The organism is Nitratireductor mangrovi, assembly GCF_007922615.2.
Classification (GTDB): domain Bacteria; phylum Pseudomonadota; class Alphaproteobacteria; order Rhizobiales; family Rhizobiaceae; genus Mangrovimarina; species Mangrovimarina mangrovi.
The window spans coordinates 3203539-3224747 of record NZ_CP042301.2 but is presented as its reverse complement, the minus strand read 5'-3'; the positions used below and the strand labels follow the sequence as shown (position 1 = coordinate 3224747).

Sequence of the window (21209 nt, the reverse complement as noted above, 5' to 3'; positions counted from 1 at the left end):
GCGACCGCGTAAGCGGATACCGGCGGAGCCCGCATCGGGGGCTGCGCCGGAGGAACGGGAGGTGAAGGAATGGCCGATGTCACACCTCATCAAGCAGACGATGTCATTTCGCCTGCCGAAGTTCCCGACGTCGAGCTCTATCACCCCAAGAGCTGGTGGACGACCTACGTCTTCTCCCAGGACGCCAAGATCATCGCCATCCAGTATTCCGCCACGGCGACGGCGATCGGCCTCGTGGCGCTTGCGCTGTCCTGGCTGATGCGCCTGCAGCTCGGTTTTCCGGGCACGTTCGATTTCATTACGCCGGAAGCCTATTACCAGTTCATCACCATGCACGGCATGATCATGGTGATCTACCTGCTCACGGCGCTCTTCCTCGGCGGTTTCGGCAACTACCTGATCCCGCTGATGGTCGGCGCGCGCGACATGGTCTTTCCCTATGTCAACATGCTGAGCTTCTGGATCTATCTGGTCGCCGTTCTGGTGCTGGTGGTCAGCTTCTTCGCGCCCGGCGGGCCGACCGGCGCCGGATGGACGCTCTATCCGCCGCAGGCGATCCTTGGCGGGACGCCAGGCGGCCAGGACTGGGGCATCATCCTGATGCTGGTGTCGCTGATCCTGTTCATCATCGGCTTCACCATGGGCGGCCTCAACTACGCCGTCACCGTGCTGCAGGGCCGCGCGCGCGGCATGACGCTGATGCGCATGCCGCTCACCGTCTGGGGCATCTTCACCGCCACCGTCATGGCGCTGCTCGCCTTCCCGGCGCTGTTCGTGGCCGCGGTGATGATGCTGTTCGACCGCCTGCTTGGCACCTCCTTCTTCATGCCGGCGCTGGTCGAACTCGGCCAGCAGCTCGAATATGGTGGCGGCAGCCCGATCCTTTTCCAGCACCTGTTCTGGTTCTTCGGCCATCCAGAGGTCTACATCGTCGCTCTGCCCGCCTTCGGCATCGTCTCCGACCTGATCTCGACGCATGCGCGCAAGAACATCTTCGGTTACCGCATGATGGTGTGGGCAATCGTCATCATCGGCGCGCTGTCCTTCATCGTGTGGGCACACCACATGTATGTCTCGGGCATGCATCCCTGGTTCGGCTTCTTCTTCGCCACCACGACGCTGATCATCGCGGTGCCGACCGCCATCAAGGTCTACAACTGGGTGCTGACCCTCTGGCGAGGCGATATCCACCTCACCATCCCGATGCTGTTTGCGCTCGCCTTCATCGTCACCTTCGTCAATGGCGGGCTCACCGGGCTGTTCCTCGGCAATGTCGTGGTCGACGTGCCGCTGTCGGACACCATGTTCGTGGTCGCGCACTTCCACATGGTGATGGGCGTGGCGCCGATTCTGGTCATCTTCGGCGCCATCTATCACTGGTATCCCAAGATGTCGGGCCGGATGCTCAACGAGTGGATGGGCCAGTTCCACTTCTGGGTCACCTTCATCGGCGCCTACGCGATCTTCTTCCCGATGCATTATGTCGGGCTGGTGGGCGTGCCGCGGCGCTATCCCGACATCAGCGGCACATCGTTCATTCCCGAGTCCGTCAATACGCTCAACGCCTTCATCTCGGTCGCGGCCCTGATCGTCGGCTTCGCGCAGATCGTGTTCCTTTTCAATCTGGTCTGGAGCCTGCGCTTCGGCCGCGAGGCGGGCGGCAATCCGTGGCGGGCGACGACGCTCGAGTGGCAGACGCCGACCACGCCGCCGCCACACGGCAACTGGGGCGACAAGCTGCCGATCGTCTATCGCTGGGCCTATGACTACAGCGTGCCCGGCGCGCCGGAGGACTTCATCGCCCAGAACGATCCCGGTCCGGGTGGCAGAGAGGCGCCGGCATGAGCGTCATCCTCGTCTTTTTGATGGTCGTGCTTGGCGTGGCCGGCTGGTGGCTGCTACAGCAGCGCATCACTTCGAAGCCGTGGCTGGAGCAGGGCATTCCGGCGGCGTATCCCGACGGTGACGTCACCCATCAGCCGACGGCCAAGATCGCGCTGGTGGTTTTCCTCGCGGTGGTCGGCGCACTCTTCGCGCTGTTCGCCAGCGCCTATTTCATGCGCATGGAGTATGTCGACTGGCAGGCGCCGCCATTCCCGCGGGTGCTGTGGCTCAATACCGGCATCCTGCTTCTGGCAAGCATCGCCCTGCATCTGGCGGTCATGGCCGCGCGCAAGGGTCATCAGGACACTCTGCGGCTGGCGCTGGTGACGGCGGCGCTTACCACGCTCGCCTTCCTCGTCGGCCAGTTGATGGCGTGGCGCGAGCTGTCGCTGGAGGGCTATCTGCTCGACGGCAACCCGGCCAACAGCTTCTTCTACCTGATCACCGGACTCCACGGGCTACACATCGTCGGTGGCATCGTGGCGCTGTCGCGTACCACGACAAGCGCCTTTCGCGGCGCCCATGACGAGAAGCTGACACTCGGCGTCGAACTTTGCGCCATGTACTGGCATTTCCTGTTCATCGTCTGGCTGGCCATGTTCGTGGTGCTGGCCGGCTGGGCGAGCGATTTCATCGCCGTCTGCCGTCAATTCCTGATCTGAGGGGAAGGGGAATGGCCGATACCGCACATACCGCATCGAACCGCCCCAGCGGATTGAAGGGCATCGCCGCCGATTGGTCGGCCGACCAGCGCGCGTTCAAGAGCGCGAGCTGGGGCAAGTCGATGATGTGGATCTTCCTGTTGTCGGATACCTTCATCTTCGGCTGTTTCCTGCTCTCCTACATGACGGCGCGCATGTCGACGACGGTGCCGTGGCCGAATGCCAGCGAGGTGTTCGGGCTGCATGTCGGCGGCGTCAGCGTGCCGCTGCTCCTGATCGCGATCATGACCTTCGTCCTGATCTCGTCGAGCGGCACCATGGCCATGGCCGTCAACGCGGCCTACCGGCGCGACAAGAAATGGACCGTGATCCTGATCCTGTTCACCGCACTGATGGGCGCGACCTTCGTCGGCATGCAGGCCTTCGAGTGGTCGAAGCTGATCTCGGAAGGCGTCAGGCCCTGGGGCAATCCATGGGGTGCGGCGCAGTTCGGTTCGACTTTCTTCATGATCACCGGCTTTCACGGCACCCATGTCACCATCGGGGTCATCTTCCTTTTGATCGTGGCGCGAAAGGTATGGCGCGGCGAATATGACCGCGGCGACAAGGGCTTCTTCACCAGCAGGCCCGGCGACTATGAGCATGTCGAGATCATGGGTCTCTACTGGCACTTCGTCGACCTGGTCTGGGTCTTCATCTTCGCGTTCTTCTACCTGTGGTGAGGCACACATGACGGCATCATCCGGTCACGGCCATGAACATGCGGCGAAGGCCGCCACCGCCGGCTCGCACGCCGAAGGCCAGCAGCACCCTATCCGCATCTATCTGGTGGTCTGGTTCTGGCTGTTCGTGCTCAGCGCCTGCTCCTACTTCGTGGATTACATCCATCTCGAAGGGCTGCTGCGCTGGAGCCTGATCCTGATCTTCATGGTGCTGAAGGCCGGGCTGATCGTCGCCGTCTTCATGCACATGGTATGGGAGCGTCCGGCCCTTTCCTGGGCAATCCTGCTGCCGCCGGTGGCCGTGCTGGTGTTCGTCGCGATCATGGTGATCGAATCCGACTACACCGCACTGACCAGAACCGTGTTCTTCTCCGGTGGCGGGTAAGCTTCGATCTTTCGGTGAAGGAGCGGCTCCTTGCCGGCGCCGCTCCGTTGGCGAAGCGCCGCTATTTCCTGGCGGCGGCCTTGCTCTTGCGCGCCGGCTTGCCGGTCGAAACGATCGCTTTGCGATAGAGATGCCAGGTCGAGTGGCCGAGGACCGGGATGACGACGGCGAGGCCGGCAAGAAGCGGCAGCGAACCGACCACCAGCGCCACGGCCACGATCAGCCCCCAGAACAGCATTGGCACCGGGTTGGCGAGCACGGCGCGGGCCGAGGTCTCGATCGCCGCATAGGCGCCGACGTCGCGGTCGAGCAGCAGCGGGAAGGCGATCACGGTCGTAGCAAGCACCACCAGCGCGAACAGGAAGCCGACCACGTTGCCGACGATGATCAGGGTCCAGCCTTGCTGCGTGGTGAACAAATTGCTCAGGAAGGCACCGATCGATTGCGGCTGGCCGGTGCCGAAGAGCCATGCGTAGAGGGCCTGTGCGGAATAGAGCCAGACCAGGAACAGCACCACCAGCAGCGCTCCCACCGCGACGATCGACGGGATCGCCGGCGACTTGCGCACCTCGAGCGCATGCGTCCACGAGGTGTCGAGGTCGAGTTCGCGCCTGCGGCTCATCTCGTAAAGCCCGATAGCGGCGAAGGGGCCGAGCAGCGCGAAGCCGGACATCAGCGGGAACAGCAATTGCAGCGCGTTGCCGCCGGAAGCCCAGGTCAGAAGCACGATGCCGACGATCGGATAGATCAGGCACAGGAACACGTAGTGCGAGGGTTTTTCCCAGAAATCCTCGAAACCGAGCCGAAGGGCGTCGATGACGTCCTGGATTCCGATCTGCCGCACCTTGGGATGCGCGATCGTCTTCTGGGCTCCTGCAAATACGTGAAAGCTCGCCATGACCACTCCTCCTGGATCAAGTCCGGTATGGTCGCGGTTCACGGTGTCGCCCTGGCGGCGGTTGAGGCCACGCAAACCGCGACCTTGCACAAACCACCATACATTCAAGTGGGCAATTTGTCGCTCCTTTTCGAAGGCCGCGGCGGGCGCTACGCGCTGGCGCGGTCTCATGTTCTTGGTTAGCGTGCCCATGGCGGCGCGCGCTCGGGAGGTCTGGAAATGGACCAGAGAATGCTGCTGCTGGTGGGTGTAGGCCTGTTGGTCCTGCTCCTGATCGGGTTTGGCGCGGCCCAGATGTGACCGGTGCCCCGGCCGATCCGTCGGTCGGGACGCGACACGATGCCGAACCGGTAGCCGGCTTGTGGCCGGCCGGGTACGTGGCCGCCAGGAAGGCGGTCAGACGACAATCGTTAGGAGGACTTCTGTCATGAAATCGATCAGCCTTTCTGCCTGGACCTGCCTCGCCCTCGCGGTCGCCGCGCCGCCCGCGTTGGCCGAAGGTGACGCTGTCGAAGGCAAGAAGGTGTTCAACAAGTGCCGCGCCTGCCACGACGCCGAGGCCGAGAAGAACAAGGTCGGGCCGCACCTGGTCGGCGTCTTTGGCCGTGTGGCGGGGTCGCTGGAGGATTTCCAGCCACGCTATTCGCCCAACATCAAGGAAGCCGGCGCGGATGGCCTTGTCTGGAACGACGAGACGCTGACGGAATATCTGCGCGATCCCAAGTCGGTTATCCCGAAAGGCAGGATGGCGTTTCCGGGGCTCAAGGACGATGCCGATCTCGCCAATGTGATCGCCTATCTCAAGGCTGATCCGAAGCCCTAATTGCCTCGGCTGGCCCCATTCGAGGAGACTGGGGGGCGTGCCGTGCCGGCGGCGAGGCTTGCGATGCAAGCGACCCGCTGACGGCTTGACGGATCGTACCAGGGGAAAAAATGGCCGGATCTTTCGATCCGGCCAGAAATTGGAAGTGCCCGTCAGGGCCAAACCTCCAGAGGGGAACACTTTCCGGGCAGAAATGGGAGGAGAATGCCCGGAAAGGTGGTTCATCTTTGAGCTATTCGCGGCGAAGGACAAGGGCTGCAACCGCAAGATCGACTGGTCCAGAAGCTAACAGCCGTTCACCAACAGGAACTGATCGACGTACTGCAGTGCCGAGCGCGCGATCCTTCGCAGGGCCGCCAACCGTCGTGGTGAAGGCGTGCGGACACCTTGGCATGATTGACCATGAGCGGCGACCGGCGCAGTCTGGTCGGATGAGTAACCTCTTTGAGGACACGCGCGATCATGCCTTCGAGGCCGATGGCGCGACGATTTTCGCCCGTATCGGTGGCAACGGTCCGCCGCTCCTGCTTTTGCACGGCTTCCCGCAGACGCATGCCATGTGGCACGCGGTCTATCCCGAGCTTTCCCGGCGCTACACCTGCGTCATGCCCGATCTCAGGGGTTACGGGCGCTCGTCCTGTCCGGCCAATGATGCCGGCAACATGGCCTATTCGAAACGGACGATGGCGGCCGACATGGTCGGGCTCATGACCTCGCTCGGGCATCACCGCTTCGTCGTTGCCGGTCACGACCGCGGCGGCCGCGTCGCCTACCGGATGGCGTTCGATCATCCCGACGCCGTGATCGCCATCGCCGTGTTCGACATCGTGCCGACCGCCGCGATGTGGCGGCAGATGGATACCGCGCTCGGCATGAAGACCTACCACTGGTTCATGCTCGCCCAGCCCGAGCCGCTGCCGGAGATGCTGCTCGGGGGATCGCCGGAAAAATATCTCGACTACACCATCGCCTCCTGGACCAGGGCGAGGGACCTTTCCGCCTTCGATCCGCGCGCCATGGCGGTCTACCGGGAAAGCTTCGCCCGGCCGGACTATTTCCATGCCGCCTGCAACGACTACCGCGCAGGCGCCACCATCGACCGCGAAATCGACGAAGCGGATATTGCCGCCGGCCGCAGAATCGCGGCGCCGCTTCTGGCGCTGTGGGGCGACGCCGGTATTCCGTCCGCGACCTCCGGCCCGCTCGACACCTGGCGGCAGTGGGCCGACAATGTCGAAGGGCAGGGCATCGATGCCGGTCATTTCATCGCCGAGGAGAACCCGGCCGCGACGCTTGCCGCGCTGATGCCGTTTCTGGCGAGGCACGCGGTTTAAACCACCGCCATTCGGCGAGGCGCGACCGGTTTCGGGCAATCCCCCTTTACAGCCGCGCAGCGCTGTGGATTGCTCGGCCGATCGACCATTGGAGAACGCGCATGGCCATCGAGACCTGGCTCGCCTTTGCCGCCGCTTCGGCGGTGCTCCTGATCATCCCCGGGCCAACGATCCTTCTCGTGGTTTCATATGCCCTTGGCCAGGGCTGGCGCGCCGCGCTGCCGATGTCGATCGGCGTGGCGCTCGGCGATTTCACCGCGATGACGCTTTCGATGCTCGGCATCGGCGCGCTGCTGGCGACATCGGCCACGGTGTTCACTGCGCTGAAATGGATCGGCGCGGCCTATCTGGTCTATCTCGGCATCAAGCTTTTCCGAGCCGGCGGTTCGCTCGACGCGGCGCCGCGCACCGACGCGGTGGCCGCGGGCCGGATGATGGGCCACGCCTGGCTGGTGACGGCGCTCAATCCTAAAAGCATCACCTTCTTCGTTGCCTTCCTGCCGCAGTTCCTCGACCGGCATGGTGATTTCTTGACACAGATGGCAGTGTTCGAGGCCACCTTCCTGGCGCTCGCCTTTGCCAATGCGTTCGGTTACGCGCTGGTCGCTTCGCGGGCGCGAGCAGCGGTAAAGAACCCTCGCGTCGTCTCGGTCTTCAACCGGGCGGGCGGCACGCTGCTGGTCGGGGCCGGGCTGGCGACAGCCGCGGTCAGGTCCGGCAATTGACGAGAGCGGACCAATGACGGTCCACGACCGGCTCGGATTTACCCTTTCGGGCGCCAGCGCCGACAGTGCCGAGGCCTATGAGGAGGGCCTCGTCGCGCTGCAACGTTTCGCCGGCGATCCGATTGGTGCCGTCCATCGCGCCATCGCGTTGCGGCCCGATTTCGTGATGGGGCATGTGCTCAAGGGCTGGCTCTACGGCCTCGCCACAGAGCCGGCGGCCACCAGGGTTGCGCGGGAATGCTTCGAGGCCGCCGACGCGCTGCCGAAGGCGGCGCGCGAAGCCGGCCATGTCGCTGCGCTTGGCGCCCTGACAGCAGGCCGCTGGCACGAGGCCGGCGCGATTCTGGAGGAGCTGACCATCGAAGAGCCGCGCGATGCCCTGGCGCTGCAGGCGGGCCACCAGATCGATTTCTTCACCGGCAATGCGCGCATGTTGCGCGACCGCATCGCCCGCGCGCTGCCGGCCTGGGACGACGCCATGCCGGGTTACCACGCGATCCTGAGCGCCCACGCCTTCGGGCTCGAAGAAACCGCCGACTACGCAGCCGCCGAGGCGACCGGGCGGCGGGCGGTCGAACTGGAGCCGCGCGACGGCTGGGGCCAGCACGCGGTGGCGCATGTCATGGAGATGCAGAGCCGGCAGGCCGACGGCATCGCCTGGATGCGTGCGAGCCCCGAAAACTGGACGCGTGAAAGCTTTCTGCAGGTCCACAATTGGTGGCACCTGGCGCTGTTCCACTACGATCTCGGCGAAATCGACGAGATCTTCGCGCTGTATGACGGCCCGATCCAGGGCGGGCAGTCGGCGATTGCGCTGAACATGGTCGATGCTTCCGCCATCCTCTGGCGACTGCATCTGCGCGGCATCGACGCCGGTGGCCGCTGGGCGCCGCTTGCCGAATTGTGGGCGCCGTTCGTCAACGCCGCCAACTACGCCTTCAACGATGCCCATGCGATGATGGCCTTCGTCGGAGCGGGTCGCACACAACTTGCCGAGATGCTAGTCGAGGCGCAGCGCGCGGCGATCGAGGGCGATGGCGACAATGCCGCCTTCACCCGCGATGTCGGCCATCCGGCAACGCTGGCGATCCGCGCCTTCGGCGACGGCGATTACGCCGAGGCGGTCCGGCTCCTGAAGCCGCTGCGGGCCATCGCGCATCGTTTCGGCGGCAGCCACGCGCAGCGCGATGTGCTCGACCTGACCCTGATCGAGGCGGCGCTGCGTTCCGGCAACCGCGCGCTTGCGGGCGCGCTCGCTGCCGAACGCCATGCCCTGCGGCCGGCCAGTCCGCTTTCGGAACTGTTCGTGCGGCGTGCGAAGCAGATGGACGTCGACCTGTCCTGAACGGAGGGCGAGCTCAGTCGCCCCGGCGCCGCTTGCGCACATCCGCCTTGGCGCGAAAGATGCGCATCGCGTCCTCCAGCCGCGCCTCCTCGCTCTGTTCCGGCCAGGCGGCCAGTCGCTCGGCCGAGCGCTCGGCCCACTCGTCGGTCAGTTCGGCGAACGAGACCAGGAAGTCGTAGACCATCGAGCGGGTCAGGACGTGCTTCTGGAAGGGCGCGCTGCCCGTCAGATATTCGCCGCCGACCCGTTCGGCGGCATCGAACATGTCGGTAATGTTCGCCCGCACCTGCAGCAGCGCCTCGGCGAGATCGGCGTCCTTCCCCAGAGGCGACAGGAAGACGCGCAGCAGCGCCTCGAATTCAAGCAGCGGTCCCTTGGCGGCGGCCGGCTCTGCAAGCCATCGCGAGAGTTCGGCGCGGCCGGCCTCGGTGATCGAATAGACGGTGCGGGCACGCTTGCCCGTCATCTCCTTCTCGGCGCTGGCCAGCCCCAGCGCCACGAGGCGCTTTGGTTCGGCGTAGACCTGGCTTTCGGCGCGCGGGAAGAAATAGTGGACGTTGCTGCGCATCTGCTGGGCGAGGTCGTACATCGTCCATGGTTGCAGCGCGAGGTGGCCGAGAATGGCGTAGGATGTCGTCGTGAGGGTCATGGCGAATCCTGTTTACTCCAGATCAGAGTAAACATATACTCCGGATCGGAGTAAATTCGATCACTGTGGAGGAACCCGGAATGACGGACGCGCCAACCTTCCTTCTCGTACACGGATCCTGGCACGGACCCTGGTGCTGGGACGATTTGCGGGCCGCCCTGTCGCGGCGCGGGCTGGCGTCGGCTGCGGTCGCTTTGCCCAGCTGCGGCCACGACCCCGCGGCTCTCGGCGGCCTTGCCGAAGACGCTGCCGCCGTCGGCGCGGCAGCAGCCGCCATCGCTGGCGACGTCGTCGTGGTCGGCCATTCCTATGGTGGCGCGGCGATCAGCGAGGCCGAATACGGCCCCAACGTGAAACGCCTGGTCTATGTCGCCGCGTTCATGCCGGATGCCGGCCGTTCCAGCGTCTCCTACCTGCCGCCAGGGCCGATGGCGCCCTATATCGGGCTGCGCGACGACGGCACGATGGAAGTGCCTGCAGGTCAGGCGGTGCCGTCCTTCTACCACGACTGCACGCCTGAGGTGGCGGCGGCGGCCGAGGCGCAACTCTGCCTCCAGTCGCAGGCGGTGCTCGGCCCGGATTCGACCCGCGCGGCGTGGCGCAGCCTCCCGTCGACCTATATCGTGACCACTGATGACCGCGCGCTGCCGGCCGATTTCCAGCGCATGTTCGCCGCCCAGGCAAGCGAAACGCGCGACTTCGCCAGTTCGCATTCGCCGTTCCTATCACGCCCGGACGATTTCGCCGACCTCCTGGCGGAAGTCGCCGGCGGCCGCTGATCAAGGGCCGGGACGCGGGCGGGTTCGCCACCGTTCGCGCTACCGTTGGACGCGGTGTCCGGCCGGTCATCCTTGCGCCTGATTGCTTGGCCCGTGAATGTCCTCCCTTCCGAAAACACTTGATTTTTTCCGAGACACGAAAAAAATAGCAGGATCGGCTGCCGCAGCGGTTTCCATCGTGATCCGCTTCGGATAAGACTGCTTCTGCCATCTGGTCCGACCAGATGGCTACAAGGATTGGCGCGCCGGTCAAGGCGCGTCCGGGAGGAACCGTCATGTATCTCGGGCTCGACCTCGGCACGTCGGGGGTCAAGGCGCTGTTGATCGACCCGGATCAGCGGGTCGTCGCTTCGGCGACGGGCGACCTCGACGTGTCGCGGCCCAGGCCGGGCTGGTCGGAGCAGGCGCCGGCCGACTGGATTGCGGCGACAGAGACCGCCATCGGGAAATTGCAGCGTTCGCACGGGCGTGAACTCGCCGCCGTGCGCGGCATCGGGCTTTCCGGACAGATGCATGGCGCGACGGTGCTGGGCGAGGATGACCGGCCGCTCAGGCCCTGCATCCTGTGGAACGACACCCGCAGCCACGAACAGGCGGCTCAACTCGACGCCGACCCACGCTTCCGCCGGATCACCGGCAACATCGTCTTTCCGGGCTTCACGGCGCCAAAGATCGCCTGGATGCGCGACAACGAACCCGACCTTTTCGCCCGCCTGCGCAAGGTGCTCTTGCCAAAGGACTATCTAAGGCTGTGGCTGAGCGGCGGGCATTTTTCGGAAATGTCGGACGCGGCCGGCACCTCGTGGTTGGATGTCGAGAACAGATCATGGTCAGGCGATTTGCTGGCCGCGACCAGTCTGTCGGAAGAGAACATGCCGGCGCTGGTCGAGGGAACCCAGCCAGCCGGTGCGCTTCGCCCGGACCTCGCCCGGCAATGGGGCATGGCCGAAGGTGTTGTCATCGCCGGCGGGGCCGGCGACAACGCGGCCTCGGCCTGCGGCATGGGCGCGGTGAGGCCCGGCCAGGCCTTCGTGTCGCTCGGCACGTCCGGCGTCCTGTTCGCCGCCAATGACAGCTATCTGCCCAACCCGGAAAGCGCGGTCCATACCTTCTGCCACGCCCTGCCCGGGGCCTGGCACCAGATGGGCGTGATCCTGTCGGCGACGGATTCGCTCAACTGGCTCTCCGGCGTCACCGGCCGCTCCGCCGGCGAACTCACCGCCGAACTCGGCGACGATCTCAAGGCGCCGGGCAGCGTCACCTTCCTGCCCTACCTCTCCGGCGAGCGCACGCCGCACAACGATGCCGCCATCCGCGGTGCCTATGCCGGCCTCGGGCACGAGAGCGACAGGACGAGCCTCACCAGGGCCGTGCTCGAAGGCGTCGCCTTCGCGTTGCGCGACAATCTGGAGGCGCTGAAGGCAGCCGGAACACGCCTCGAACGGGTGACGGCGATCGGCGGCGGCTCACGCTCGCGCTACTGGCAGAAGGCGATCGCGACGGCGCTCGGCATCGCCGTCGACATACCGGCCGACGGCGATTTCGGCGCCGCCTTCGGCGCGGCGCGGCTCGGCCTGATCGCTGCCGAGGGCGCTGACCCGCTTTCTGTCTGTACTGCGCCGGCGACAGCGGCGACGGTCAAACCCGACACCGCGCTCGCCGGAGCCTTTGAAGAGGCCTATCAACGCTACCGGGCGCTCTATCCGGCGATCAGGGGGACGATGTGACGGTGACCCGCCCGGCCGATGCGTCAGGCCTGTTGCGCCGGTACCTTGTCGAGGAAGCCGGTCACGCGCGCCAGGCGTCCGTCCTCGATGACGCAGATGTCGGTTCCCTCGACCGGCGCTTCCTCACCGTCGGGGCCGAGGCTCCAGGAGAAGCGGATCATTTCGGCAAAGCCGTCCGGCTCCCCCTTGAGCGTGAAGCGGAAGCCGGGGAAGCGCTCCTGCACGCCGGCGATCAGCGCGGCGATGCCGTCATGGCCGTCGCCCGCCATCAGCGGGTCGCGATAGCTGGCCGTCTCGGTGAAGGCGGCAGCAATGCGCGTCGCCCGTTCGGCAGGGTCGACCGCGTTCCACGCGGCGATATAGGCGTTCGCGATATTTCTCAGTTCGGCCATCGGTCGGGTCCTTCCGTTGCGATATCGATGCGCAACGGTGTGGAACGGCCGGCGAATGAAACCAATTACCCGGCGGGTCATGGTGGCCCGGCGCCGCGGCCGCATCACCCTGCCGCCGCGGTTTCCAGAGGAGCAACGACATGAGCACCGGATTCTTCGGCGATATCGGCAAGGTCAGGTTCGAGGGGCCGGACAGCGCCAACCCGCTCGCCTTCCGTTTCTACGATCCCGACGAGAAGGTCATGGGCAAGAGGCTCGAGGATCATCTGCGCTTCGCGGTCTGCTACTGGCACAATTTCGTATGGCCGGGGAACGATCCTTTCGGCGGCGAAACCTTCGAGCGGCCGTGGTTCCCCGCCGACACGATGGACCTTGCGCGGAAGAAGGCGGATGTGGCCTTCGAGATGTTCTCGATCCTCGGCGCGCCCTATTTCTGCTTCCACGATCACGATGTGCGGCCGGAAGGTGCGACGCTCGCCGAAAGCGTGTCGCGCCTCGACGAGATCACCGACTATTTCGCCGGCAAAATGAACGAGACCGGCGTCAAGCTGCTCTGGGGTACGGCCAACCTGTTTTCCAACCGCCGCTACATGGGCGGTGCGGCGACAAATCCCGACCCGGATGTGTTTGCCTACGCGGCGGCGACCGTGAAGGCCTGCATCGATGCGACGAAGAAGCTCGGCGGCGAGAACTATGTGCTGTGGGGAGGCCGCGAGGGTTACGAGACGCTGCTCAACACCGACATGAAACGCGAGCTCGACCAGCTCGGGCGCTTCCTGTCGATGGTGGTCGACTACAAGCACAAGATCGGTTTTTCCGGCACCATCCTGATCGAGCCCAAGCCGCAGGAGCCGACCAAGCACCAGTATGATTCCGACGTCGCCACCGTCTACGGCTTCCTCAAGCGCTACGGGCTCGAAAACGAGGTCAGGGTCAACATCGAGCAGGGCCATGCGATCCTCGCCGGCCACTCCTTCGAGCACGAACTGGCGCTTGCCAACGCGCTCGGCATTTTCGGTTCCATCGACATGAACCGCAACGACTACCAGTCGGGCTGGGACACCGACCAGTTCCCCAACAACGTGCCGGAGATGGCGCTCGCCTACTACCAGATCCTGTCGGGCGGCGGCTTCACCACGGGCGGCACCAATTTCGATGCCAAGCTGCGGCGCCAGTCGCTCGATCCGGAAGACCTGCTTCATGCCCATATCGGCGGCATGGATTGCTGCGCGCGCGGCTTGAAGGCGGCGGCGAAGATGATCGAGGACAAGGCGCTGAGCGGGCCGCTCAAGGAGCGTTACGCCGGCTGGAACGGCGCCGAAGCCAAGGCCATGCTCGCCGGCGAACGGGGCTTGGAGCAAATCTCGGAGCGGATGCTGAAGGACGACGTCGAGCCTCGACCGCGTTCCGGCCGGCAGGAATATCTGGAGAACATCGTCAACCGCTACGTCTGACGGGCGCCCGGCCGGCCGCCACAGGCCGTTCGGCTATCCGGCACAGCGTTGCGAGAAACACCGGGCGTGAAGGCCGTCCTGCCTGGGGTGGTACTGCCTCGCCAGCGCATCGCCGCCTCCGTTTGCTTCCCATCGGCGTCGGAACCGGACTACACTTTCCGCGGATCCCCGATGGAGGGTGTCGTGATCCGCTTTGCCGCCTGCGTCACGATTGTCGCCGCGCTCCTGTGCAGCCTTGTCCTTGGGGCTGCCACGCAGGATTTCGTCGAACTGGACAGCGCGGCGACCGAAGCGTTCGAACTGCGCCGCTTCGCCGAAGCCGGGCGCCTTGCCGCGCAGGCGCTTGCCGCTGCCGACGCCGAGGGTCTTGCCGACACCGATCCAAGGCGGCTCGATGCGCTGGGCGTCCTGGCGGGAACCGCGCAATGGTTCGGCGATCTCGACGCCGAGGAAGGGCATCTGCACGCCATTCTTGCGGTGATGAAGGCCAATTTCGGCGGCCCCGGCAACATCAATTCCGCCTTCGCGATGGAGGCGCTCTCCTATCTTCACGCGCGCGCCGGGCGCCCCGACGCCGCGGAGGCGATGCTTGCCGAGGTCGTCGCCTTGCGCGAGCCGTTCATCATCGACGGCAACGATCCCTTCGAGACGGTGCACCTCGCCATCCGGGCCAGGATCGCGCTTGAACGCGGCGACTGGGCCAACGCCTATGACGGCTTCACGCAGGTGGTCGATCGGATCGCGGCGGCCGGTGCGGTCCCGCAGCGCGACATGCGCGGCTTTGTCTTCGAGACCGACAGCTGGACCTTTCTCGGCTTGGTGCGGGCGGCCTGGGGGCTGACCGGCGGCGCTGAGGGCGATGGTGCCGGCCCGGCCGATGAGGCCTTTCGCGCCATGCAGTGGAAATGGCGCACCTCGGCCGCTTCGGCCCTGCTGCGCGCTGCGGCGCGGCCCTATGCCGAGGACGAAGCACGCACCGAAGCGCAGCGCGAACTGGAGGCCAAGAGGGCCGAGCTCGACGACCTCGTCGAGCGGCATGCCAATTTTCCGCAGACGAGGGCGAAGACGCCGGAGCAGCTCGCGCTGGAACAGGAACTCGAACAGGCGCTGGCGCGGCAGGACACCGGCGCGCAGGTGCGGGCCATGCAGCGCAGCCTGGAGCTGACCCAGAAGCTGGTCCAGTTGATGCAGGCGTGCCCGACCGGCTGTGAGGCCGAGATGGCAAGACTGCAAGCCGACATCGCGCAAGCGGCAAACCCGGACCAGGACGCCGGCACGGAGATCGCCGAGCTCCAGCGCCAGCTCGAGCAGGCGACCGACCCCGCGGAGGATGCCGCCTTTCATGAGGAGTGGAACCGCCTCGGCGCTGAAATGCGACGCAAGCAGGCCGCGTTCGAAAAACTGCAACGCGCGTTCGACGAGCGCTACGTCAAGGTCGGGGACGGCCCTGACCGGTCGGCGGCCTTTCTGGCCGAACCCGATCCGATCGGCATTGCCGAAGCGCAGGCGCTGCTGGGGCCGGACGACGCATTGCTCGCCTACCTCGTGGCGGACGAGATGTCGTTCGTCTGGGCGATCTCGGCGGAAAGCATTTCGTGGGCGCCGGTGCCGGTGGCCGCGCACGAATTGCTGTCGCGCGTTTCGCTGCTGGTCCATGGCGCCGATCCAAACGGCTCGGTGCGCGGCGCGCGAGCGCTGACGACACCGGAAGCCGGCTTCGATCTTGACGAGGCGCACGCGCTTTTCCGGCTGCTGGTCGGTCCCGTCGACAAAGCGCTCGCCGGCAAGGGCCATGTCTATCTGGTGCCGACGGGTCCGCTCACGGCGCTTCCCTTCCATGCGCTCGTCACCGAGCCGCCCGATCCGGCGCTCAAGGGCGCCGAAGCGCTGCACGGCGCGGCGTGGCTCGCACGCCGCCATGCCGTCACCGTGCTGCCTTCCGTCGTCAGCCTGCGCGCTGTCGGTGCCTTTGCCGAAAAGAGGCGCGCTCCCGACCCGTTCGTCGGCTTCGGCGACCCCCTGCTCGACGGCGACGGTGACGACGGCAGGCGGGGCCTTTCGCAATTCTTCGACGGAGCGCGCGCGGACCTCGCCCAGTTGCGGAGGCTGGCGCCGCTGCCCGACACCGCGGAGGAGTTGCATGCGGTCGCGCAAGCGGTCGGGGCCGGCGCCGAGGCCGTGCTCCTCGGCGAGCGCGCGACGGAGGCGTCGGTGAAGAACATGGCGGTAGGCAACTACCGCGTCGTGCATTTCGCCACCCACGGGCTGGTTGCCGGCGAACTGCGCGGCCTGGCCGAGCCGGCGATTGTGCTGTCGCCGCCAGACCGGCCAACGGTCGAGGATGACGGGTTGCTGACTGCGGGCGAGATCGCCGCTCTGGCGCTCAATGCCGACTGGGTGGTGCTTTCGGCCTGCAATACGGCCGCCGCGAGCGCTGCCGGGGCGGAAGCGTTTTCGGGCCTCGCCCGTGCCTTCTTCCACGCCGGCGCGCGGTCGCTCCTGGTCTCCTATTGGCCGGTCTATTCGCGCGCTGCGGTGACACTGACCACGGGCGCCTTCGACGCGCTTGCTGACGATCCGGGCATCGGCCGAGCCGAGGCGCTGCGCCGTTCGATGCTGGCGCTCATCGAGAGCGGCCAGCCGGCGCAGCTCGAGCCGCGTTATTGGGCGCCATTCGTCGTCATGGGGGAGGGCGCGCCGCGCCGGCGGTGACCCTCAGGCCGGGCAGTCAAGCTCGAAGGCGGCTTCGGCAAGCACCTTGCCATTGACCATCAATTCGACGCGGTGGCGGCCGGGATGGTGCGTGCGCGTGGTGAAATCACGAATGGTCTGCGAGATGGCAAGCTCGCAGGCCGCGCCCGGCCCGAGATCGAATTCCTTGAGCTTGAAGACCTTGCGCGAGGTATCGCCCTTCTTCTTGACGTAGTGGATCGCGTAGTCGGCCACCAGGCGCTGCGCGTCTTTTGCGGCCGAGGTCACGCGCGCTGCGATCGTGATGCGCTCGCCGAGCGCGACACTGGCAGGGGTGACTGCAAAACCGTCGATCGTCACCCTGGCCGCCTCGCCGGCGCCGATCAACTCCAGCGCTTGCGGGTCGCCGTTCTTGATCAGCGTCCGCAGGGCGCGCTTTGCGACCCACGCCGTGCGGGGGTCGTCGAGCGGCCAGTTGCGCAGCTTGCCGATCACCCAGCCGGGATGGTCCTTGGTGATGTCGTTCAGATGATTGGCGACAGACTTGCGGACATAGAGGCTCGGGTCGCGCTTCAGTGCGTCGAGGATCGGCGCCACCGGCTCCGGGTTGGCGACGAGGTCCTTGAGTTGAAACGACCAGGGCAGGCGCGGGCGGCAGCCTTCACTCGCCAGCCGGCGCACATGTTCGTTGTCGTCCTCGGCCCATGTCCGCATGATGGCGAGCGAGCGCGCCGTGTTGCGGGCGATAAACGGCCTGACGGCGAACTCCGACGAGCCGTGGCGAGTCAGGTCGGCCAGCGCCTGCATGGAAAGCTCAAAATGCTCTTGGCCATAAAGTGCGACATATTCCGACAGAGCGATCGCCGCGAAGGAATGGTCGAGCCGCGGCGCCAGCTCGCGCAGGATGTCGATATTGGCCGCGAAGCCGCCGGGCAAGGTGGCGTGCAGGCTGGTCGCCACCTGCCGCATGCGCTGCATGATGCCAAGCCCGTCGAGGTCCTTGCCCGCATGTCGAAGGAACGCTTCGCTGTCGAAGCCGGGACAGACGGCCGCTGCCTCGCGGGCAATGTGCCGGAGGCGCTCATCGTTGAAGATTTCCTTCAGAAGCGGTGAAGTCGCGTCGGCCATTGGCGAAATTCCTCGTTGCAATGTCCGCCATAGCACGGCCTCATGCCAGCGAGCTGTCAGGATGGTGAGTTCACGCCGCGATGGCGCTGACTTTCCGCTTGAAAGCGTCGTTTAACTGGGATACTAGAATCCAAATTCTTCGGGAGGAAGAATGCGTCAAGGCTGGCGGTGGTTTGGGCCTCAGGACAAGGTAACGCTGGCCGACGCGCGGCAGGCGGGCGTCGAATGCGTCGTCACGGCACTCCATCACGTCCCCACAGGCGAGATCTGGCGACCGGAGGAGATCGAGAAGCGCCAGCGCGAGGTGGCCTTTCATCCCGACGGCGCGATGACGCATCTCGCGTGGGACGTGGTGGAGAGCCTGCCGGTCTCGGAGGCGATCAAGACCCAGTCCGGTGACTGGCGCGCCCACATCGTCCACTATCGGCGGAGCCTGGAAAATCTTGCGCGGGCCGGCATCTCCACCATCTGCTACAATTTCATGCCGGTTCTCGACTGGACACGTACCGACCTCGCCTGGCGGGTACCGCACGGCGGCACCGCGATGCGTTTCGACCTCGCCGATTTTGCCGCCTTCGATATCCACATCCTGAAACGCAAGGGCGCGGCCGAGGGCTATCCCGAGACGGTCCTTGCCGAGGCTGACAAGCGTTTCGCCCGCATGGACGACGACGCGCAAAGGCGGCTCGCCGCCAACGTGGTCGCCGGGTTGCCGGGTGCGGTCGAGAGCTGGACCCTGGAATCGCTCGCTGCGCAACTCGAGACCTATCGCGGCATCGGCCCCGACCGCCTGCGCCGCAACCTCATCGACTTCCTCTCCGATATCGTGCCGGACGCGCAGCGGCTGGGCATGCGTCTGGCCTGCCATCCCGACGATCCGCCGTTCCCGCTGCTCGGGCTGCCGCGCGTGATGTCGACCGAGGCGGATTACCGCGCCGTCCTCGACGCCGTCGCAAGCCCTGCCAACGGCGTCACACTGTGCACCGGCTCGCTCGGCGCGCGTCCCGACAACGATCTGCCGGGCATGGCGGCGCGGTTGGCGCCGCAGGTCCATTTCGTCCATCTGCGCAATGTTCGCCGGGACGACGAGGCGGTGCCGTGTTCGTTTTTCGAGGACGAGCATCTGGCCGGACAGACCGACATGGTCGCGGTGGTGGCGGCGCTTCTGGGCGAGGAACGCCGGCGCCGGTCCGAGGGCCGCGCCGATGCCGAAATCGTCATGCGGCCGGACCATGGCCAGGACATTCTCGACGATCTGAAACGCGGCGCCCAGCCGGGCTATCCCGCGATCGGCCGGCTGAAGGGCCTGGCCGAGCTGCGTGGTGTCATGGCGGCGCTGAACCATGCCGGCTCCTCTTCATGACGGCGCGGCTCGTCAGTCTCGACAGCCTGCCGCCGTCGGTGCAGCGGCCGGTCTATGCCCGCGACGGCCTCGGATGCGGCATCGTGCATCTCGGCCTCGGCGCCTTTCACAAGGCCCATCAGGCGGTCTACACCGACGATGCCATCGCCGAAGCCGGCGGCGACTGGATGACGGTCGGCGTCAGCCTGCGTTCGCCGGACGTCGCCGACGCGCTGAACCCTCAGGACGGGCTCTACACGCTGCTCGTCCGAGGCGCCGGGGGCACGTCGGCGCGGGTGATCGGCTCGGTCCGCCGGGTCCTCGTCGCGCCGCGCGAGCCGGAAGCGGTGCTGGGCGCAATCGCCGCGCCGGAGGCCCGCATCGTCAGCCTCACGATCACCGAAAAGGGCTATGGGCTCGATCCGGCAACCGGCGGTCTCGATCGCGGCAACCCGGCCATTGCCGCCGACCTCGAAGGCTCCGCCCCGCCGCGCAGCGCAGTCGGCCTGCTGGTGGAAGCAATGCGCCGGCGCATGACGGCTGGGCTTGCCGGCGTCACCGTGCTTTGCTGCGACAACCTGCCGGGCAACGGCCGCATCGTTCGGCGGCTGGTGGGCGAATTCGCTGCGGCCAAAGATCAGCGGCTTGCAGACTGGATCGCTGAGAAGGTGCGTTTTCCGGCGACCATGGTCGACCGCATTACGCCGGCAAGCACGGCCGAGACCCTGGACGAAGTGCGCCGCCTGACCGGCCATGCGGACGAGGCCGCCGTCGAGACGGAATCCTTCTCGCAATGGATCATCGAGGACGATTTCGTCGCCGGCCGGCCGGCCTGGGAGGCGGGCGGTGCGCTCTTCGTGCGCGACGTCGCGGCATACGAGAAAATGAAGCTGCGCATGCTCAACGGCGCCCATTCCATGCTCGCCTATGCCGGCCATCTCGCCGGCCATGCCTTCGTGCGCGACGTCATGGGTGACACCGATCTTGCGCTGCTTGTCGAGCGCCACATGCAAGACGCGGCGAGGACGCTCGACCCTGTGCCGGGGATCGATCTTGCCCGCTACGCCAGTGAATTGCGCGACCGTTTCACCAATCCGGCGATCGCGCATCGCACCTACCAGATTGCCATGGACGGCACCCAGAAGCTGCCGCAGCGCCTGCTCGAACCGGCGGCGTCGGCGCTCGAGCGCGGCTGGCCGCTCGATGCCTACGCTTTCGCAGTCGCGGCCTGGATGCGCTACGCCACGGGCCGCGACGAACGCGGCAAGAGCTATGCGTTGCGCGATCCGCGCGAAGCCGAGATCGCGGCCGTTGTGGAAAGGTCCGGCGATGAGCCGGCCTTGCTTGCCGATGGCCTCCTCAATCTGCCCGGCCTGTTTCCGCAAGGCTTGCGCCTGTCGCAGCCCTGGCGCGACAAGGTCAGTTCGAAGCTGGCCTGCATGCTGGAGCAAGGGATGCGGGCAGCCATCGAGCGTGAGGTAAGCCTGTGCCGCGCGTGAAGCGTATCCCGGAGGGGTTCGACCTCGCCGCGGCGCTCGCGGGTGTCAGGATCGACCGCAGCCGGGCGATCGCGCCGCAGCTTTACCAAGCCCTGCGTCAGCGGATCATCGATTGCCGTTTGCCGGCCGGCACGCCGATCCACGAAAGCGACATCGCCGCGCTTTGCCAGGTGTCGCGCACGCCGCTCAGGGCGGCGCTGCAACAAATGGTCAATGAAGGGCTGGTCGTTACCCGCCCGCAGGTCGGATCGATCGTCGCCGAGCGCGACCACGCGCGTTTTCTGGAGGCGCTGTTCATCCGCTCGGCGATCGAGAGCCAGGTCGTGCGCCGCCTGGCCGTCACGGGCATCGACGAAAAGGCGCTGGCGCCGATCATGATGCGGCAGGAAAGGTCGGCAAAAATCGACGATTACGCGGCGTTTTTTGAAGACGATGAGGCTTTTCACGAATTTCTGGCCGAGATGGCGGGCGTCCCGGGCGCCTGGCAGCTCGCCCAGTCGGTCAAGGCGCATGTCGACCGCGAGCGGTTCATCCTGATGTCATCGATCCATGGTCGATCGGAACGCGCCTATCGCGATCATCTGCGCATCCTGGACGCCATCAGGGCCGGAAACCCGGACCGCGCGGCATCCGAGATGGTGGCACATATCGAGACGGTTCTGAATGTTTCGGAACCTTGACAGCGGGGCGAAGAAGGTGCTCGAAATTGACTCTTATATAAGATATAAGATAGCAATTTCGCGCACCACGGCATGCGGCTTCGTCCGTTC

At 66.0% G+C, this 21209-nt stretch carries 19 protein-coding genes; 15 read left to right on the top strand and 4 right to left on the bottom strand.

Annotated elements, in window-relative coordinates; genetic code table 11:
- Nucleotides 1-69 precede the first annotated feature (69 nt).
- From FQ775_RS15670 to FQ775_RS15655, 4 genes are read left to right on the top strand one after another with little or no spacing between them, the layout of a single operon-like run.
- On the top strand, nt 70-1845 hold the full coding sequence (locus FQ775_RS15670; protein WP_146300102.1) for a cytochrome c oxidase subunit I: 1776 nt from the start codon (nt 70-72) through the stop codon (nt 1843-1845).
- Nucleotides 1842-2546, top strand: coding sequence for a cytochrome c oxidase subunit 3 (locus FQ775_RS15665; protein ID WP_146300101.1), 705 nt, complete (start codon nt 1842-1844; stop codon nt 2544-2546). Before FQ775_RS15670 ends, FQ775_RS15665 begins: the two co-directional genes overlap by 4 nt.
- Before the next feature lie 11 nt (nt 2547-2557).
- Nucleotides 2558-3268 carry a heme-copper oxidase subunit III family protein gene (locus FQ775_RS15660; RefSeq protein ID WP_146300100.1) on the top strand — a complete coding sequence of 237 codons (711 nt, stop codon included), beginning with the start codon at nt 2558-2560 and terminating at the stop codon, nt 3266-3268.
- 7 nt (nt 3269-3275) lie between these two features.
- The gene (locus tag FQ775_RS15655) at nt 3276-3653 is read left to right on the top strand and encodes a cytochrome C oxidase subunit IV family protein (protein ID WP_146300099.1); all 378 of its coding nucleotides are present in this window, start codon (nt 3276-3278) and stop codon (nt 3651-3653) included.
- Between the two features lie 61 nt (nt 3654-3714).
- On the opposite strand, the gene FQ775_RS15650 is transcribed toward FQ775_RS15655, so the two are convergent.
- Nucleotides 3715-4551 (bottom strand): DUF2189 domain-containing protein, encoded by an 837-nt coding sequence (locus FQ775_RS15650; protein ID WP_146300098.1) that lies wholly within the window; start codon nt 4549-4551, stop codon nt 3715-3717.
- Between the two features lie 427 nt (nt 4552-4978).
- Here FQ775_RS15650 and FQ775_RS15645 point away from each other — a divergent pair, with 427 nt between their 5' ends.
- From FQ775_RS15645 to FQ775_RS15630, 4 genes are all read left to right on the top strand, one after another.
- Nucleotides 4979-5374 (top strand): c-type cytochrome, encoded by a 396-nt coding sequence (locus tag FQ775_RS15645; RefSeq protein WP_146300097.1) that lies wholly within the window; start codon nt 4979-4981, stop codon nt 5372-5374.
- Nucleotides 5375-5805: 431 nt separating this feature from the next.
- On the top strand, nt 5806-6708 hold the full coding sequence (locus tag FQ775_RS15640; RefSeq protein WP_146300096.1) for an alpha/beta fold hydrolase: 903 nt from the start codon (nt 5806-5808) through the stop codon (nt 6706-6708).
- A gap of 101 nt (nt 6709-6809) precedes the next feature.
- The gene (locus FQ775_RS15635) at nt 6810-7433 is read left to right on the top strand and encodes a LysE family translocator (RefSeq protein WP_146300095.1); all 624 of its coding nucleotides are present in this window, start codon (nt 6810-6812) and stop codon (nt 7431-7433) included.
- A 13-nt stretch (nt 7434-7446) separates the two neighbouring features.
- On the top strand, nt 7447-8778 hold the full coding sequence (locus FQ775_RS15630) for a tetratricopeptide repeat protein (RefSeq protein ID WP_146300094.1): 1332 nt from the start codon (nt 7447-7449) through the stop codon (nt 8776-8778).
- 13 nt (nt 8779-8791) lie between these two features.
- Here FQ775_RS15630 and FQ775_RS15625 read toward each other — a convergent pair whose 3' ends face one another.
- Complete coding sequence (locus FQ775_RS15625; RefSeq protein WP_146300093.1) at nt 8792-9427, bottom strand: PadR family transcriptional regulator; 636 nt, start codon at nt 9425-9427, stop codon at nt 8792-8794.
- 80 nt (nt 9428-9507) lie between these two features.
- On the opposite strand from FQ775_RS15625, the gene FQ775_RS15620 reads away from it, so the two are divergent.
- Together FQ775_RS15620 and xylB are read left to right on the top strand one after the other, a co-directional pair.
- Nucleotides 9508-10206 carry an alpha/beta hydrolase gene (locus tag FQ775_RS15620; protein WP_146300092.1) on the top strand — a complete coding sequence of 233 codons (699 nt, stop codon included), beginning with the start codon at nt 9508-9510 and terminating at the stop codon, nt 10204-10206.
- Between the two features lie 275 nt (nt 10207-10481).
- Entirely contained in the window at nt 10482-11933 is a 1452-nt protein-coding gene (gene xylB / locus FQ775_RS15615) for a xylulokinase (RefSeq protein WP_146301976.1), read from the top strand.
- Between the two features lie 23 nt (nt 11934-11956).
- Here xylB and FQ775_RS15610 read toward each other — a convergent pair whose 3' ends face one another.
- Entirely contained in the window at nt 11957-12325 is a 369-nt protein-coding gene (locus FQ775_RS15610; protein WP_146300091.1) for a nuclear transport factor 2 family protein, read from the bottom strand.
- 140 nt (nt 12326-12465) lie between these two features.
- On the opposite strand from FQ775_RS15610, the gene xylA reads away from it, so the two are divergent.
- Nucleotides 12466-13779: a xylose isomerase gene (gene xylA, locus FQ775_RS15605; RefSeq protein ID WP_146300090.1), complete on the top strand. Its 1314-nt coding sequence runs from the start codon at nt 12466-12468 to the stop codon at nt 13777-13779.
- A gap of 183 nt (nt 13780-13962) precedes the next feature.
- Entirely contained in the window at nt 13963-16491 is a 2529-nt protein-coding gene (locus tag FQ775_RS15600) for a CHAT domain-containing tetratricopeptide repeat protein (RefSeq protein ID WP_146300089.1), read from the top strand.
- Between the two features lie 3 nt (nt 16492-16494).
- Here FQ775_RS15600 and FQ775_RS15595 read toward each other — a convergent pair whose 3' ends face one another.
- The gene (locus tag FQ775_RS15595) at nt 16495-17598 is read right to left on the bottom strand and encodes a DNA alkylation repair protein (RefSeq protein ID WP_146300088.1); all 1104 of its coding nucleotides are present in this window, start codon (nt 17596-17598) and stop codon (nt 16495-16497) included.
- A gap of 151 nt (nt 17599-17749) precedes the next feature.
- Here FQ775_RS15595 and uxuA point away from each other — a divergent pair, with 151 nt between their 5' ends.
- Genes uxuA through FQ775_RS15580 form a run of 3 tightly spaced genes read left to right on the top strand, consistent with a single transcriptional unit; the run spans nt 17750 to nt 21119 of the window.
- A complete protein-coding gene (gene uxuA / locus FQ775_RS15590; protein ID WP_146300087.1) occupies nt 17750-18961 on the top strand; it encodes a mannonate dehydratase in 1212 nt (403 codons plus the stop codon).
- Nucleotides 18958-20439, top strand: coding sequence for a mannitol dehydrogenase family protein (locus FQ775_RS15585; RefSeq protein WP_146300086.1), 1482 nt, complete (start codon nt 18958-18960; stop codon nt 20437-20439). Before uxuA ends, FQ775_RS15585 begins: the two co-directional genes overlap by 4 nt.
- On the top strand, nt 20436-21119 hold the full coding sequence (locus tag FQ775_RS15580; protein ID WP_206064764.1) for a GntR family transcriptional regulator: 684 nt from the start codon (nt 20436-20438) through the stop codon (nt 21117-21119). Before FQ775_RS15585 ends, FQ775_RS15580 begins: the two co-directional genes overlap by 4 nt.
- Nucleotides 21120-21209: the final 90 nt, after the last annotated feature.